Here is a 15,569-nt window from a genome sequence, read left to right as displayed (position 1 = left end):
CCAGGAGGGATTTTTAGTGATTTCAGTTAATGATTTTAAAACAGGCCTTACCGTAGAGGTTGAAGGCGATATCTTTACCGTTCTTGATTTCCAGCACGTAAAACCGGGTAAGGGTGCAGCATTTGTCCGCTCCAAGCTGAAGAACCTGCGCAACGGCAATACCGTTGAGCGTACCTTCCGTGCGGGTGAAACGATTGGCCGCGCCATCATCGAAAACCGCAAAGTACAGTACCTGTATGCAAGCGGTGCTGAACACGTATTTATGGATAATGAAACATATGACCAGTTCGAGCTGAGCGCTAAGCAGCTTGAATGGGAGCTTAACTTCCTGAGAGAGAACATGACGGTTAGCATCGTAAGCTACCAGGGGGAGATTCTGGGGATCAACCTGCCGACCAGCGTTGAGTTGAAGGTTACTGAAACCGAGCCAGGCGTAAAGGGTAACACTGCGCAGGGTGCAACCAAAGCTGCTACACTGGAAACTGGTCATATTGTACAGGTTCCGCTGTTCATTAATGAAGGCGATGTTCTCCTGGTTGATACACGCGAAGGTAAATATATCTCCCGCGCGTAGGACAAGCCCGTTTCACTGCTGCAATAACAATAGCCTCCACCGCAAACAGCGGTGGAGGCTATTGTTATTTATGGGACAGCTCCTTTGTGAAATGATGGAGCTGCGGCCGGACGAGGCCGAGGTGCTCCCGGAGTGTATTTCCCGTATATTCTTCACGGAAGAGTCCGCGGGCCTGCAGGACCGGAATGACATGGTCAACGAATTCATTCAGGTCTCCCGGCAGAACTGGAGGCATGATATTAAACCCGTCACAGCCATATTCCTCGAACCAGAGCTGCATCAGGTCGGCCAGCTGCTCATAGGTTCCGACGAACTGCAGATGTCCTCTGGCGCCGATCAGCCTGCGGCCCAGCTCCAGGACGGACAGGTTATCCTTTCGGGCCATATCCATAATCAGCTTTACCCTGCTCTTCATCCCGTTGCTGGCCTGGACCGGGTCCGGAATATCAGGGAGCGGTTCGTTCACCGGATAGGGACTCAGGTCAAAATTCAGCATGCCGGACAGCAGCTTGACCACGGCTTCCGGCGGGATCAGCTCCTGCAGCTCGTTGTATTTGCGCTGAGCTTCTTCTTCAGTGGCACCCAGGATAGGAGAGAGGCCCGGCATAATCTTCATGCTATCCCGTTCACGTCCGGCGCCTGCAAGCTTGGATTTAACGCTCTCATAGAACTTCTTGGCCTCCTGAAGGGACTGCTGGGCCGTGAAGATCACCTCGCCGAAGCTGGCGGCGAACTGCTGGCCCGGCTCGGAAGAGCCGGCCTGAATGAGCACAGGGTAGCCCTGAGGCGGCCGCGGTACATTCAGCGTGCCCTTTGTGGAATACCACTGGCCCTTATATTCCACTTCTACAATTTTAGCCGGATCGGCAAATTTTCCCGCTTCACGGTTGACGATCAGGGAATCATCCCCCCAGCTGTCCCACAGCAGGGTAGCCACTTCCACGAATTCCTGGGCCATCTTGTAGCGCAGCCCGTGTTCAGGATGCTCTGAACGGCCGAAATTGCGGGCCTCGGTATCCAGCTGGGAGGTAACAATATTCCAGCCGGCCCGTCCACCGCTGATATGGTCAAGTGTAGCAAATTTGCGGGCGACGTTATACGGTTCGTTGTAGGTGGTGGAAACCGTCGCTGTCAGTCCAAGCTTCTCTGTATCCGCAGATAGGGCAGACAGCACTGTCAGGGGGTCCAGCATCCCTGCAGCTGCTTGATCGGCCCCCATTACATAGAGAAGATCCGCGAGGAACATCATATCGAATTTACCGCGTTCAGCGGTCTGTGCCACTGAGCGGTAAAATTTATAGTCGAACATCGTCTCAGCCCCGGAGTCCGGTCGCCGCCAGCCGTAATGGTGATGGCCCGAAAAATAAATGAAAGCCCCTAAATGAAGCTGCCCTTGTCTGGCGCTCATATTAATCTCCCTTTCTATAAATGAAGAATATAGCCGTAGACCTAACCTTTATACGTATCGCGCCAGCGCAGCCAGCGCTTCTCCAGCAGGCGGACAGCCGAATCCGAAAGCTTGCCGACTATTGCAAAGATAGCAATTCCGACAAAAACAATATCCGTCTGCGAGTAAGCACGCGCATCCTGAATCATGTAACCGACGCCTGCACTGGCTCCCATCATCTCTGCAACGACCAGAACGAGCCATGCTGTACCCAGGGAAAGTCTGAGCCCGAGCAGAATATTGGGCAGTGCCGACGGGATAACAACCCTGCTGAGCAGCTGCCATCGGGTGAACTGGTAGATCCCGGTGACCTCAAGCAGCTTGAGCTCGACGCCCCGGATACCGAGAAACGTATTAACATACACAGGGAAGAATGCCCCGAGCGAAATCATCAGAATCTTCGAAAACTCGCCTACACCGAACCATAAAATAAACAGCGGCACCAGAGAGAGCATAGGAATCATCCGCAGCATCTGGAGTGAAGGATCGAGCGTACGCTCAGCCAGCTTGCCGAGTCCTGTAGACAGGCCGAGCAGCAATCCGGCCGCGCTGCCAAGCGCAAAGCCCACACCTGCACGGTAGAGGCTGATACCCATATGCTGCAGCAGTTCGCCATTGCCCAGGAGGCGGAAGGCTTGCCCGATGATCTGCGAGGGTGCAGGCAGCAGGGTAGCAGATACAAGGTGCAGGGCGGCGGCCAGCTGCCAGATGAGGAGAATGACCACCGGTACAATCCATCCGTGGAGAGCTGCCGGTATACGACTGAGAGCGGCTCCCGGGCGTTCGCTGGTTCTTCCAGCAAGCTGCTTATTCATTTGGCACCCTCCCCATTATAGCTGTCCTGCCAGCGCAGCATTCTTGCTTCAATCAGCCTGATCACGAAATCGGAAAGCTTGCCGACTACCGCAAATACGATAATGCCTACGAACACCACAGTAGTAAGGGAGAAGGATCTGGCGTCATTGATCAGATAACCCACCCCTGAGCTGGAGCCCATCATTTCAGCAACGACCAGGCCGAGCCAGGCCACACCGACTGACAGCCGGATACCCAGAAAGATATTAGGCAGCGAGGCGGGCAGGATCAATCTGGTGATCATCTGCCATTTACTGAACTGCAGCACCTTGCCTACATCAAACAGCTTGCTGTCTACAGAGCGGATGCCGAGAAAGGTATTGACATACAGCGGGAAAAAAGAGCCCTTGGCAATCAGCAGCAGCTTGGAGGTTTCACCGAAGCCGAACCACAGAATAAACAGCGGGGCAATCGCCAGATGGGGCAGCGTCCGCAGCATCTGCAGGGTCGGATCAAGCAGCCGTTCAGTTTTATAGGAAAATCCTACCCAAATGCCTGCCGCCAGGCCCAGGCCGCCGCCGATCAGGAAGCCGAGCAGGGCTCTCCAGGCCGAGATGCCCAGATGCCTGGCAAGCTCGCCGGAGCTGGTCATACCAGCCAGTTCTGCCCATATGCTGCTGGGCTTCGGGAGCAGGACGGGGTTCAGGTAACCCAGCGTCCCGGCAATCTCCCAAGCGACCAGCAGCGCCACAGGAACAAGAAGGCTCAGCAGCAGGTTGGTAGCCAGAATAGACAGGCTGCGGCTTTTCAATGTGCGCTTTTTGGGGGTTAGAGGTGGGACAAGCGCCTTTCCCGCACTTGCTTGCATGATGGAACGCCTCTTTTCTCTGATGATCTGATGAATGAAGAGCTGTTATTCCAGCGGCTCCTTAAGAGCAGCCTCGATGTACTGGTTATCCGTGATTTTTTTGACTTCAATCTCGCTTCTGATATTTTCAATTTTGTACTGGAAGTCTGCAGTTGTCTGCATTTCAGCGACAATGTCCTCACTTACAGGGATATTGATAATCCGGGAGCGCTCAAAAATCCCTTTAACCACCTCAACCGGAATACTGCGTTCCGCTGCATATCTTTCTAGTGCCTCATCTTCGTTATCGGTTTCCCATTTCAGCGTTTTGTTGACGGCCTTGAGATAAAGCGTAACAAGCTCGGGATGCTGCTCGGCAAAAGCTGTGCGCGCAATGGTAAAGGAAGGGGAGAGTACACCGAGCTGCTCGCCGTCTGTGAGCACTTTGCCTTTGCCGGTCAGCGTATTCAAGGTGATATACGGATCCCAGGTGGCCCAGGCATCGACGCCGCCGTTCTCAAAGGCCGATTGCGTTTCATCAGGCTGCAGCTGGATGATTTCGAAATCACTGTCTGGCAGCCCTGCTTCATTAAAGCCGCGGTACAGGAAGTTGTAGGCATTGCTTCCCTTGGTCACTGCAATCTTCTTGCCTTTCAAATCCGCAAGTGAGGCCGCGGTGCTGCCGGCAGGCACAATTACAGCCACGTTATTTTTACCGTCCAGCGCCTGGGAGATGATTTTAAATGGAATATTAGCTGCCTGCGCTGCAATGATCGGCATGTTGCCCAGACTTGCGATATCGAGCTTGTTGGAAGCGATGGCTTCTGTCATTGGAGGGCCGCTCTGGAATTCAATCCATTCCACAGTTGCCCCCAGCTTCTCAAACTCCTGCTCAAACCACTTCTCCTCACGGGCTTTGCCGAACAATCCGCCGCTGCCCTGAATGCCTATCTTAACCGTAACCCCTTCGCTGGAGGCGGCTTCCTGGCTGGTTGCATCCGAGGTGTTATTGGCGCAGCCGACAATCAGTATGGACAAAGCGAGCAGCGCAGTAAGGATGAATGATGATTTTTTCATAGTTTTTATCTCTCCTTTAGATATGTAGCTTGTAATAAGAGGATTGGAGACTGCCTGCTATATCCCCCCGCCTACGTCGTAGAGCGGTTCTTCCACCTTTTCAAATTCGTTCAGCACCAGTCTGCGCATCTCCTGGAAGGCCGTACCTGATCTTTTGCGGGGAAAAGGAAGATCGACCGGCAGCACGCTGCGGATATGCCCCGGACGGGGATTCATAATCACAACCCGTTCTCCGAGGAACACGGCTTCATCCAGGTCATGGGTTACAAACAGCATGGTCGTTCCGTTGCGCTGCCAGATGTCGAGCAGAACCTCCTGCATATGGGTCCGGGTAAAAGCATCCAGTGCACCAAACGGCTCATCCAGCAGCAGTACATCGGGATTCCGCAGCAGGGCCCTGGCAATGGAGACACGCTGTGCCATCCCGCCGGACAGCTCCCGGGGATAGGACTTTTCGAAGCCCTGCAGCCGTACTAGCTCAATCAGCTCATTGACTCTTTGACGCACCCGGGGATTTTTCAGCGACAGATTAGCAGCGATATTCTTCTCCACCGTCAGCCAGGGGAACAGCCGCGGCTCCTGAAAGATAAAGCCCTTCTCAATGCTTGGGCCTTCGATCGGCTTATCGTTCAGCAGAACTGTTCCGGTGTACCGGGTGTCCAGTCCGGCGACAATCTTGAGCAAGGTGCTTTTACCGCAGCCGCTGGGGCCGATAATCGTCACGAATTCGCCTTTCCGGACCTTCAGCCGGATGTTGTTCAAGGCAATCACATCACCCGCGGGAGCGGAAAAGGTTTTGCCCAGTCCTTCGATAACAAGCAGCTCTGAGGCCATGTTAGTCATTCCTTCCGCATTAAATTAATAATACATACATGATTACTTGGTTTTAGATATAAAAAAAAGAAAGCCATGCTATTATAATCGTCTCTCACAAAATGAATAATGATTCGTTTTGTTATGACGATATATTAGCAATGACATTTCTCACTTGTCAAACATTTTTTTATTCCGGAACCGGAACAGCTTGGCTGAAGTCCGCGGATCCGTCTCCGGCAATGGCGTGTCTGCTGCCAGAAACAGTGCTACAATCCCGGGAGGGTTAATGTTAACGGGAATTTCATAGCCCGGGGCAAGCTGCAGTGTAAGACCCTGTATAAGACTTACAAAATAAAAGGCGAGCTGCCGGGAATCTCCCTCAATAAGCGTGCCTGCAGCCTGTCCCTGCCGGATAATCTCTGCCAGCGGCTCCAGATTGCCTGTAAAACGCTGTGTTGCCGCCGCTCTGATCTCCGGATTAACGGTCTGGTTGGTTCGGATGCTCTGCAGCATAATGGTAAAGGCCCAGTTGCTCTCATTGGACAGCCACCCCTTGCAGAACTCAAGCAGCTTGACGCGGGGATCTGCATCCAGTGAAGCCAGCTCTTCCAGTGTCCTGCCGTACGCAGTCTGCCCGCGCAGCAGTACCTCGCTGAAAATCTCATCCTTGGAGGAAAAATAATTATAAATATTGCCCACGCTGAGATTCGCCTCCAGGGCAATGTCCTTGATATTGGTCGAATCTACTCCGCGTTTGGCGATGGTCTGCAGTGCAGCATCCAATATGTGCTGGATGCGTTCTTTTCTCAGCTGCTGGTCCTTTTGGACGTTTCTCGGCGACATGTTATTCCTCCTTGTAAAGCGCATGGCTGTATGCAGGTCCGGCTCTAAGTATATCCTATAGTTTGCGGATATTCTGAAAATGGGCGCTTTTTTTTGTGAAACCATTAACGCTTCATGTGATTTTCGTATTATACTGGGTTAAAGCGGTAAACCAAAATATAAGCTACATAGAGCGAAATAGGGAGTGAATGGAACTTTGTCACTTTATGTCATGAAATTCGGAGGCAGCTCCGTCGGAGACATTGAACGCATGCAGCGCGTCGCTAAGCGCATCGCAGAGAAGCAGGATGAAGGGCACCGCTGCGTTGTGGTTGTATCCGCTATGGGAGACACCACGGATGATCTGATCGATCAGGCCAAGGCGCTGAATGAACAGCCGCCGGCGCGCGAAATGGATATGCTGATGACCACAGGCGAACAGATCTCGGTGGCGCTGCTGTCCATCGCCCTGCACGGAATCGGCAGAAACGCCGTCTCTTACACAGGCTGGCAGGCCGGCTTCCGGACTGATGAAACCCACGGCCGGGCCCGGATCAACGAAATTGTTCCGCGGCGTGTGCTGGAGTCGCTGGAGCGCGAGCAGATCGTAATCGTGGCCGGTTTCCAGGGAATGACGCTGGACGGCGAGATTACAACACTGGGACGCGGAGGCTCCGATACGACGGCGGTAGCACTGGCAGCTGCCATCAAGGCGGATGTGTGCGAAATCTATACCGATGTGGACGGCATCTATTCCACCGACCCGCGTATCGTGAAGAAGGCACGCAAGCTGAAGGAAATCTCCTATGACGAGATGCTGGAGCTGGCCAATCTGGGCGCAGCGGTACTCCACCCCCGTGCTGTAGAATATGCCAAAAGATATCAGGTAAAGCTGGTCGTCAGATCAAGCTTTAATCATAATGAAGGTACTGTTGTGAAGGAGGAAGCAAGCATGGAACAGGGAGTTGTAGTAAGCGGGATTGCGTTTGACAAGAACGTGGCGCGGATCAGTATTCTGGGAGTGCCGGATGTGCCGGGCGTACTGGCCCAGGTGTTCGGCAGACTGGCTGCTGAAGGCGTTGACGTGGATATTATCGTGCAGAGCGGTGTTCAGAACGGCACAGCCGACTTTTCCTTTACAGTAGGTCTGGGCGATTTGGACCGGGCCAAGGAGGTTATTGAAGGGCTGCACAGCGAGCTGCCTTACCGTGAAGTAACCTCTGAAGACAATCTGGTCAAGGTCTCAATCGTCGGCGCCGGTATGGTCAGCCATCCGGGTGTTGCCGCGCAGATGTTCGAAGTGATCTCCGGCCAGGGCGTCAGCATCAAGATGGTCAGCACCTCTGAAATCAAGGTGTCCTGCGTCATTGAATCCGGCAACCTTCCGCAAATCATTCAGGCGCTTCACACCGCCTACAACCTGGATACAGAAGAGCAGGCCTTTGTCGGCGGGCCTCAGGACCGCAGATAGGCAGCTATTTAGAGTAAGGATGCTTCTTCAGCCTGAGGGCTGGGGGAGCATCCTTTTTTTAGTTAAGGATACCGCCCGTGGATTAGGACGGCTTGTCCGTATAATGTGCTGCGCTGTGCCGCCGGTTGCTGCAACGGACACAGGAGGCGCCCCTGGTATCCGTTAGATCCCGCAGGAGCCGGGATTTCCGGAAGTAACGCCATCTGAGTCCATACATATCTATTAAAAGTAAGTTGGCAAAAGAAAAAGCCTGCAAACCACTACTTATAGCGGAATGCAGGCTTGATTTATTTTTTATTTGCAATCAGCTACCCCAGCCGTCTGAACCGGCCTACGATCTCCACCGTTTCCAGCACATTTACGAATGATTTCGGGTCGGTCTCTAGAATGGTCTTGCGCAGCTCGGCCAGCTCATAGCGTGTGGTGACGGTCATCAGCATCGTATTGCCCTCATGGCTGTAGCCGCCCTCCGCATTGACCACAGTAACCCCGTGGGGCAGCAGGGTGAGCCGGCTGAGCATCTTTTCCCGCTCCTTGGTGACGATGAAGCAGGTCAGCTTGACGTGGCGGATATGGATCATATCGACGATCCGGCTTTTGACGAATATACAGAGCATTGCGTAAAGGGCGGAATCCCAGCTTTTGAAAAAGCCGAGGCTCAGGATAACCAGTCCGTCCATTACGAACAGTACGGTGCCCATCGGAATATCGCGTTTGCGGGTAATAATAGAGCCCAGAATATCAAAGCCCCCGGAAGAGCCGCCCGCACGCAGCGAAAAGCCAACCCCGCAGGCAATGATCACCCCGCCGAAAATACTGGCCAGAATCGGGTCCTTGGTCAGCTTGATGACCGGAATGACAGTCAGGAACCAGGTAGTGGCTACGACGGACAGCATGCTTAGACAGATGTATTTTTTACCTACGGCTACAAAGCCCCAGATCAGAATCGGAAAATTGATTGCAAAATAATACAGTGAAATATACTTCGGGTTCGTGAGATACCCGATGATAGAAGCCGTCCCTGCGACTCCCCCGCTCAGCAGCTGATGCGGAATGAGGAACAGCCGGAGGCCGCAGGCTACCAGAAAAGCTGAAAGAATAATAACAGCCACATCTTTTACCTGTTTCCCCACAGTGCTTGATACTAACGGTACTACGAGATTACGAACTTGCATGCTGAAATTCCCCTCTTTTTTCCTTAGTCTATCCAACGTTATACGCTTCTATTTCCCTACAGCAGGATAACAAAATTATTTTATCACACTGATGATATTTTTTTATAAATAGTTTCTCTATGATTTCTTTCACATTTGCGTGCAGCTGTGCTTATTTTCGCTTGTCTAAAGTGGCCGGCTTGCGCATATCCATGGGTAACGGCTTGTTTTCATGCAGAGTGCCGGGAGGTCCGGGGGCGAATTTTAATCAAGGGAGCTGAACAGATTGGACAAGTATGTTAGCTGGATGGCGATACTGCGGCTGCTGTCCGGCAGTGTGGAGATTACGGCGGCGCTGATCATGCTGAAGCTGAACCAGGTGGACAAGGCGCTGGCAGTCAATTCAGGGCTGGCATTGGTAGGGCCGACCATTCTGATTCTTACGACGGCTGTCGGGCTTACGGGGATGGCTCAGGAGCTGTCCTGGGGCAAGCTGGGCTGGATCGGGTGCGGGGTAGCCTTTCTCTTAATCGGGATTCTGAAAAAATGATAGATGATAGGCATAAAGCTCAGGTACAAGCATAAATATGGAATAAAGCTATAAAAGTAGAGGACAGCTTGGGGGTACATTGTATGGCTAATGACTGGCTTTTCCTGTTTCCTGAAAAAGTAAGGGCGCTGCTGAGCGGACTTCCTGCCCCTCTTCTTGCAAGGCTTGAGGAGGTCAGGGTCCGGGAAGGGCGCCCGCTGGAGATTAACTACTCCGGCAAATACCATTTCCTCTGCGGGAACGGCAGCCTGACCCAGCTTCCCGCAGAAGCGTACAAGCCGAGCAGGGAGGATACACACCGGCTGCTTGATCTCATCAGCAATCATTCCCTCTATACGATGGAAGAGGAGCTGCGCAAGGGCTTCATCACGATTCCCGGCGGACACCGGATCGGCCTCTCCGGCCGGACAGTGCTCAGCGGAGGCGGTGTTGAGCATCTGCGCGACATTACCGGCTTCAATGTCCGGATTGCCCGCGAGCTTCCGGGCATTGCCGACAGCGTGCTGCCCTACCTGGTGGAGCGGGGGCGGCAACGGATCCTGCATACGCTGATCCTCTCGCCGCCGCAGCACGGCAAGACCACGCTGCTGCGTGATCTTGCCAGGCAGATCTCCACAGGCAGCACTGCAGGGCGTGACGGCAGCCGGCCCGGCCTTAAGGTCGGCATCGTGGACGAGCGCTCGGAGATCGCCGGCAGCCGCCGCGGCATCCCGGCCTTTGATGTCGGGCCGCGCACCGACATTCTTGACGGCTGCCCGAAGGCGGAGGGGATGATGATGATGATCCGCTCCCTCTCGCCCGAGGTGCTGGTCGCCGATGAGATCGGACGCCATGAGGATGCCGAGGCAGTGACTGAAGCACTGCATGCCGGCATCTCCGTAGTGGCCACCGCCCACGGCAAGGAAGTGGCCGAGTTGGCCCGGCGTCCGGGCCTCGGCGCTCTGCTGGAGCACCGGATGTTCGAGCGGTATGTCATCCTGCACCGTACCGAGGCCGGGCTCACCTTCCGCATTCTGGACGGGCAGAAGCGCGGGCTCCTCCTGATTACACCGGAAGAGCATCAGGGCGGTGAGCGCCGTGCTTAAGCTGCTGGGTGCCGTGCTGGTGGTGGTGGCCGGCGCGCTTGCCGGATTTGCCAAGGCTGCCCAGTATGCAGACAGGCCAAGGAACATCAGAGGACTGATCACCGCACTGCAGCGGCTGGAAACTGAGATCCTCTACGGCTATACCCCGCTGCCGGAGGCACTGCGCAGAATCGGGCAGCAGTCGAAGGGTCAGCTGCAGGCTTTCTTTAACGCCGCAGCAGAAGAGATGAGCCCGCCGCATAACCGCAGCGCGGAGGAGGCCTTCCAGCGGTCGATGGAGCTGCATTTCCGTTCCGCTTCCCTGAAGGGAGGGGAGCGGGAGATTATCCGTCAGTTAAGCTGCACCCTGGGCACAAGCGACAGGTCGAATCAGAGCACGCACATTGCGCTGGCTTTACAGCAGTTGAAGCAGGAGGAGACAGTGGCCAGAGAAGATCAGGGCAAATATGAAAAGATGAGTAAAAGCCTGGGTCTGCTGCTTGGAGCATTGATCGTCATATTGATCTTTTAGCGAGGTGCCAGGAATGAATATTGAAGTCAACGCGATCTTTCAAATCGCCGGCATCGGCATTATTATCGCCATGATTCATACGGTGCTGAAGCAGATGGGCAAGGAGGACATTGCCCACTGGGTAACCATTGTCGGGTTTATCATTGTCCTGTTTATGGTAATCCGGATGCTGGACGGCCTGCTGCAGGAAATCAAAACGATTTTTCTTTTTCAATAGGCAGGCCTTATGGAAATCATTCAAGTAGTGGGAATCGGACTCTTGTCGACGGTGCTGATCCTCGTGCTGAAGGAACAAAAGCCGATGTTCGCCTTTCTGCTGACTACGGCGGCCGGCATCCTGATCTTCCTGTTCCTTATCGGCAAAATCGGCACCATTCTCGGGACGCTGGAGCGGGTTGCAGAGTCCTCGGGGATGGAGATGATCTACATCAAAACGGTATTCAAAATCATCGGAATTTCTTATATCGCGGAGTTTGGGGCGCAGATTGTACGCGACGCCGGGCAGGAATCCATTGCCTCCAAAATTGAGCTGGCCGGCAAGGTGCTGATTATGGTGCTGGCCGTGCCGATCATCAGCATTATTATCGAAACGGTGATGAAGCTCCTGCCCGCCTGAGCCGTGAACAGTGCCGGGAGCGCCGGAGAAAGGCGGGGAAAGCAGGGATGCAGGGAATGCGGATGCACAAGACTTCTATATTAAAAATACTGCTGCTTCTCCCTCTGCTGCTGCTCCTGTGCTGGAATACGGCTTCGGCGGCCGCAGGCGCCCCGCAGACCTCAGGCGGAGCCGGCTCACCCGTGGACGGCTGGGTAAAGGGCCAGATGGAGAACCTTCCGCTGGACGGGGTGGAGTCCTACTGGGACCAGCTGATGACGGAATACGGGGGATTTTTCCCGGACGGACAAACCCCGTCGCTGATGGATATGCTGCTTCCCGGAGACGATGGTCTGAGCTTTGCAGGCGTGCTGTCCGGGCTGGGCAGATTCATGTGGCATGAGGTGCTGTACAACGGCAAGCTGCTGGTGACCATCGTTATGATCAGCGTGCTCAGCATGATTCTGGAGACGCTGCAGACCGCCTTTGAACGCAAGACGGTCAGCAAAATCGCTTATATGCTCTGCTACATGGTCGTCCTGGTCATTGCCGTCAACAGCTTCAATATCGCCATCGGCTATGCGAAGGATGCGATCGACCGGATGATCGATTTCATGATGGCGATGATTCCGCTGCTGTTCGCCCTCCTGGCCTCGATGGGCAATATAGTGACCGTATCGGTTACGCATCCGCTGATCGTTTTTATGATTCATACGGTTGGCACACTGATCCACACGATGGTCTTCCCGCTGCTGTTTTTCTCGGCGGTGCTGCATCTGGTAAGCGCCATGTCGGAGAAATATAAGCTGACCCAGCTGGCCAATCTGCTGCGCAATATCGGAGCCGGGCTGCTGGGAATCCTGCTGACGGTCTTTCTGGGAGTCATTTCAGTCAGAGGGATCACAAGCTCGGTGACAGACGGTGTTACGATCCGCGCCGCCAAGTATATCACCGGAAATTTCGTGCCGGTTATCGGCAAAATGTTCGCGGACGCCACGGATACAGTGATCTCAGCTTCACTGCTGGTGAAAAATGCAATCGGGCTCTCGGGCGTCATTATCATCCTGTTCCTGTGCGCATTCCCGGCGATCAAAATCCTGATTCTGGCGCTGATCTACAATGTGGCCGCAGCCGTTATGCAGCCGCTCGGCGAGACGCCGATTGTGTCCTGCCTCCAGACGATCGGCAAAAGCATGATTTATGTATTTGCCGCCCTGGCTGCCGTCTCCCTGATGTTTTTCCTGGCTGTGACGATCATGCTCACCGCAGGCAATGTCACTGTAATGATGAGGTGAGGCCGGGCAGACGGGAAGAGGACAGCCGCGAATGCCCACTAACGTTCAGGAGGTTTGGCGTATGACCTGGTTAGGCGATTGGCTGCGGGAGCTCATTCTCGTAGTCCTCATGGCTGCCTTTGTGGAGATGCTGCTGCCGGGCAAGTCGATGGAGCGTTACGCCAGGCTGGTGCTCAGCCTGCTGGTCCTGCTGACGATGCTGAGTCCGGTTGTCTCCCTGCTGAAGGGGGATGCCGCCAAAGAGCTTAGCACTGCACTTGTTCAACAGGAGCAGAAGGGCGGGCTGTTCAGCGGGGCAGGCCAGGGCGCCGGTACGCTGGAGCAGATTCTGGCGGACGGGCGGATGCTGGCGGCAGGGGCGAAGGAGCAGAGCCTGCAGCTGGCTGCTGAGGAAGTAGCCGGGCAGATGCAGGAGCAGGTTGCGGGAAGCACCGGCCTGCAGGGGGTTAAGGTGACCGTAAAGCTCGGTCTGGGCAAGGCATCCGGGCTGGGCGGCGATGAGGTGCCAGTCATTACCGCGGTTACGGTTTCACTGCCGGCTGCGGCCGGTGCAGGCCAAAACAGCGGCACAAAAGCAGCAGGGACGGGCAGCTCTCCCGGAGCCGGGCCGATCCGGATTGAGCCGGTGGTACCGGTCCAGGTGCAGATCGGCGACAGCGAAGCCGGAGCCGCCAGGGAAGCAACAGCCGGGGCCTCAGGCGGAGCGGACGGCGGGCAGGAAGCAGGAGCTGCGAACAACGCGGCGACGGCTGAAGGGGTCATCAGGCTGCTGGAGACGAACTGGAATCTGGAGCGCGGCATCATCCGGGTCTCAGGCAATACCGCAGATACAGGCAAATCTTGAAGCCGAAGCATAGCAGCGAGGGGGGATAAGAGTGGCAAATTGGTTAAAAAAGCTGGAGCAGTGGGCAGGCGGAGGCTCCGGCAGTCCGAAAAGGAGTCATACCTTCCGCTGGCTGATCATTTTGGGACTGCTGGGCGTGGCAATCATGCTGTTCAACTCTTTTGTAAACGTCAAGAAGCTTGACAGTGAGAATACGGGACGGGAACCGCCGGCGGCAGAATCCTCACAGACCGTCCTGCAGCAGGGAGAGCTCAATACCGGCGGTGCCTTCGAGAGCATTGAACTGGCGATGGAGCAGCGCACCAAGGAAATTCTGGAGAAAATTGTGGGGGTCGGAACGGTTGATATTATGGTCACAGTGGAATCCACGGAAGAGATCGTTGTGACGCGGAATATGAATGATTCGCAGCAGGTGAGTGAAGAGACCGATGCCAGCGGCGGCAAACGCCATACGACACAATATACAAGAGACGGGGAGATCGTCACCTACAGCCAGTCAGGCGATGAAACCCCGATTATTACGAAACGGATCAAGCCCCAGGTGCGCGGCGTGCTCGTCGTAGCCAAAGGCGCGGAGAACAAGGTTGTCCGGGGATTGATCGAAGAGGCCATACAGAAGGGCCTGAATGTTCCAACCTACCGCATTTCCGTTGTGCCGCGTAAGCAGGAATAGGCGGACAGATCAGCAGATAACCAATAATATTTTAGGAGGAAAAGAAAATGAAGGGCAAAAGACAAACGATTTGGTTGGTTTCCATGCTCAGCTTGATGGTGGTGCTCTCGGCTTACTACTTATTTACTGAAGACACAGGGTCCGCCATTCCGAAGGAAACGGCAGGCACTATACAGGTAGACAGCGCGAATAACACAACGGGCTCACCGGATACGGCAGTGCTGGATAACGGCCTGGTCATCAATGAAGTAGATACACAGGGCGTGCTCAGTACGGAAGCCGGATCAGAGGCTGCTGCAGCAGTTGAGGATACCAGTACTGCAGCGGCTGTAACCGGAACGGCGGAAGATGCCGCTTCGGCCGGAGAGAAGGGCGATGCTGACAGCTCCAAAGAAGCTTCTGCAGCTGTATCCGGCAAAACTGCAGCGGAAGAAGTAACGGAGAGCAGTGATAAAGCCGCAACGGATAAAGCGACGGCTGATAAAGAGTCAGCCGATAAAGCTGAAGACAAGGCAGCTGTAGCCTCCGAAGGCAGCACTCCGGTCAAGGACGATGAGGAAATTCTCAAGGAAGTAGCCGCACAGAGCGCTTCTGCAAGCAGCATGTTCACCAACTACCTGTTTGAACGTGAACAGCTGAATCTGAAGAACCACAACGATCTGATGGCCCAGATTAATGACATGAGCAAGACGCCGGCAGAAAATGCGGTAGCCCAGGAGCAGCTGAGCAAGCTTGAGGAGAAAGCCTCCAAAATCAGCGACATCGAGGCCCAGCTCCAGCAGAAATACGGTGAAGCTATCGTCAAGGAAGAAACGGGCAACAGCTACACAGTCGTTGTACTGAGCGACAAGCTTGATGTGAAACAGGCTGTAGGCATTGTGGATATGGTGATGAAGGAACTGAGTGTGACCCAGGACAAAATCAGAGTCCAATACGTATCAGAGCAATAATTACCAGTATAAAAATGCAAAAAATGCCGAAAGAGCTCGGGCCAGTCCCGGGCTCTTTCCATT

At 54.5% G+C, this 15,569-nt stretch carries 18 protein-coding genes; 11 read left to right on the top strand and 7 right to left on the bottom strand.

The annotated features are described in order from the left end of the window. Positions 1-16: 16 nt before the first annotated feature. On the top strand, positions 17-574 hold the full coding sequence (gene efp, locus R70723_RS21515; protein WP_039875245.1) for an elongation factor P: 558 nt from the start codon (positions 17-19) through the stop codon (positions 572-574). Between the two features lie 64 nt (positions 575-638). Here the strand turns inward: efp and R70723_RS21510 are convergent, their stop codons facing one another. The 6 genes from R70723_RS21510 to R70723_RS21485 all read right to left on the bottom strand — a co-directional run bounded on the left by R70723_RS21510 (position 639) and on the right by R70723_RS21485 (position 6,399). Beyond that, a complete protein-coding gene (locus R70723_RS21510; protein WP_039875243.1) occupies positions 639-1,982 on the bottom strand; it encodes an LLM class flavin-dependent oxidoreductase in 1,344 nt (447 codons plus the stop codon). Positions 1,983-2,023: 41 nt separating this feature from the next. After that, positions 2,024-2,836 carry an ABC transporter permease gene (locus R70723_RS21505; protein ID WP_039875241.1) on the bottom strand — a complete coding sequence of 271 codons (813 nt, stop codon included), beginning with the start codon at positions 2,834-2,836 and terminating at the stop codon, positions 2,024-2,026. Then, positions 2,833-3,684: an ABC transporter permease gene (locus R70723_RS21500; protein ID WP_039875240.1), complete on the bottom strand. Its 852-nt coding sequence runs from the start codon at positions 3,682-3,684 to the stop codon at positions 2,833-2,835. The genes R70723_RS21505 and R70723_RS21500 overlap by 4 nt, the downstream gene beginning before the upstream one ends. A gap of 45 nt (positions 3,685-3,729) precedes the next feature. Further along, positions 3,730-4,740 carry an aliphatic sulfonate ABC transporter substrate-binding protein gene (locus tag R70723_RS21495; protein ID WP_039875239.1) on the bottom strand — a complete coding sequence of 337 codons (1,011 nt, stop codon included), beginning with the start codon at positions 4,738-4,740 and terminating at the stop codon, positions 3,730-3,732. 57 nt (positions 4,741-4,797) lie between these two features. Further along, a complete protein-coding gene (locus R70723_RS21490; RefSeq protein ID WP_039875238.1) occupies positions 4,798-5,574 on the bottom strand; it encodes an ABC transporter ATP-binding protein in 777 nt (258 codons plus the stop codon). Between the two features lie 150 nt (positions 5,575-5,724). Next, complete coding sequence (locus R70723_RS21485; RefSeq protein ID WP_047171189.1) at positions 5,725-6,399, bottom strand: TetR/AcrR family transcriptional regulator; 675 nt, start codon at positions 6,397-6,399, stop codon at positions 5,725-5,727. A 196-nt stretch (positions 6,400-6,595) separates the two neighbouring features. Between R70723_RS21485 and R70723_RS21480 the strand changes: the two genes are divergently transcribed. Continuing rightward, a complete protein-coding gene (locus R70723_RS21480; RefSeq protein ID WP_039875237.1) occupies positions 6,596-7,849 on the top strand; it encodes an aspartate kinase in 1,254 nt (417 codons plus the stop codon). Between the two features lie 308 nt (positions 7,850-8,157). Here R70723_RS21480 and R70723_RS21475 read toward each other — a convergent pair whose 3' ends face one another. After that, entirely contained in the window at positions 8,158-9,024 is an 867-nt protein-coding gene (locus tag R70723_RS21475; RefSeq protein WP_179088099.1) for a YitT family protein, read from the bottom strand. A gap of 265 nt (positions 9,025-9,289) precedes the next feature. Here R70723_RS21475 and R70723_RS21470 point away from each other — a divergent pair, with 265 nt between their 5' ends. The 9 genes from R70723_RS21470 to R70723_RS21430 all read left to right on the top strand — a co-directional run bounded on the left by R70723_RS21470 (position 9,290) and on the right by R70723_RS21430 (position 15,506). Further along, entirely contained in the window at positions 9,290-9,553 is a 264-nt protein-coding gene (locus R70723_RS21470; protein ID WP_372238272.1) for a YqhV family protein, read from the top strand. Positions 9,554-9,636: 83 nt separating this feature from the next. Further along, positions 9,637-10,638 (top strand): stage III sporulation protein AA, encoded by a 1,002-nt coding sequence (gene spoIIIAA, locus R70723_RS21465; RefSeq protein WP_039875236.1) that lies wholly within the window; start codon positions 9,637-9,639, stop codon positions 10,636-10,638. After that, positions 10,631-11,149: a stage III sporulation protein SpoIIIAB gene (gene spoIIIAB, locus R70723_RS21460; protein ID WP_039879097.1), complete on the top strand. Its 519-nt coding sequence runs from the start codon at positions 10,631-10,633 to the stop codon at positions 11,147-11,149. The genes spoIIIAA and spoIIIAB overlap by 8 nt, the downstream gene beginning before the upstream one ends. Before the next feature lie 13 nt (positions 11,150-11,162). Further along, positions 11,163-11,366: a stage III sporulation protein AC gene (spoIIIAC, locus tag R70723_RS21455; protein WP_020426549.1), complete on the top strand. Its 204-nt coding sequence runs from the start codon at positions 11,163-11,165 to the stop codon at positions 11,364-11,366. 9 nt (positions 11,367-11,375) lie between these two features. After that, the gene (gene spoIIIAD / locus R70723_RS21450) at positions 11,376-11,765 is read left to right on the top strand and encodes a stage III sporulation protein AD (protein ID WP_039875230.1); all 390 of its coding nucleotides are present in this window, start codon (positions 11,376-11,378) and stop codon (positions 11,763-11,765) included. A gap of 56 nt (positions 11,766-11,821) precedes the next feature. Then, positions 11,822-13,039, top strand: a complete 1,218-nt coding sequence (gene spoIIIAE, locus R70723_RS21445) for a stage III sporulation protein AE (protein WP_372238271.1) — start codon at positions 11,822-11,824, stop codon at positions 13,037-13,039. Positions 13,040-13,100: 61 nt separating this feature from the next. Continuing rightward, on the top strand, positions 13,101-13,883 hold the full coding sequence (gene spoIIIAF, locus R70723_RS32240; protein ID WP_052421413.1) for a stage III sporulation protein AF: 783 nt from the start codon (positions 13,101-13,103) through the stop codon (positions 13,881-13,883). A 31-nt stretch (positions 13,884-13,914) separates the two neighbouring features. Further along, complete coding sequence (gene spoIIIAG, locus R70723_RS21435; RefSeq protein WP_039875228.1) at positions 13,915-14,556, top strand: stage III sporulation protein AG; 642 nt, start codon at positions 13,915-13,917, stop codon at positions 14,554-14,556. Positions 14,557-14,603: 47 nt separating this feature from the next. Further along, positions 14,604-15,506 carry a SpoIIIAH-like family protein gene (locus R70723_RS21430; protein ID WP_039875226.1) on the top strand — a complete coding sequence of 301 codons (903 nt, stop codon included), beginning with the start codon at positions 14,604-14,606 and terminating at the stop codon, positions 15,504-15,506. The last annotated feature ends 63 nt before the right edge of the window (positions 15,507-15,569 follow it).

This window comes from Paenibacillus sp. FSL R7-0273, assembly GCF_000758625.1.
Classification (GTDB): domain Bacteria; phylum Bacillota; class Bacilli; order Paenibacillales; family Paenibacillaceae; genus Paenibacillus_AQ.
Note: the sequence above shows the minus strand (reverse complement) of the source record. Positions and strands in the feature narration are given on the sequence as shown.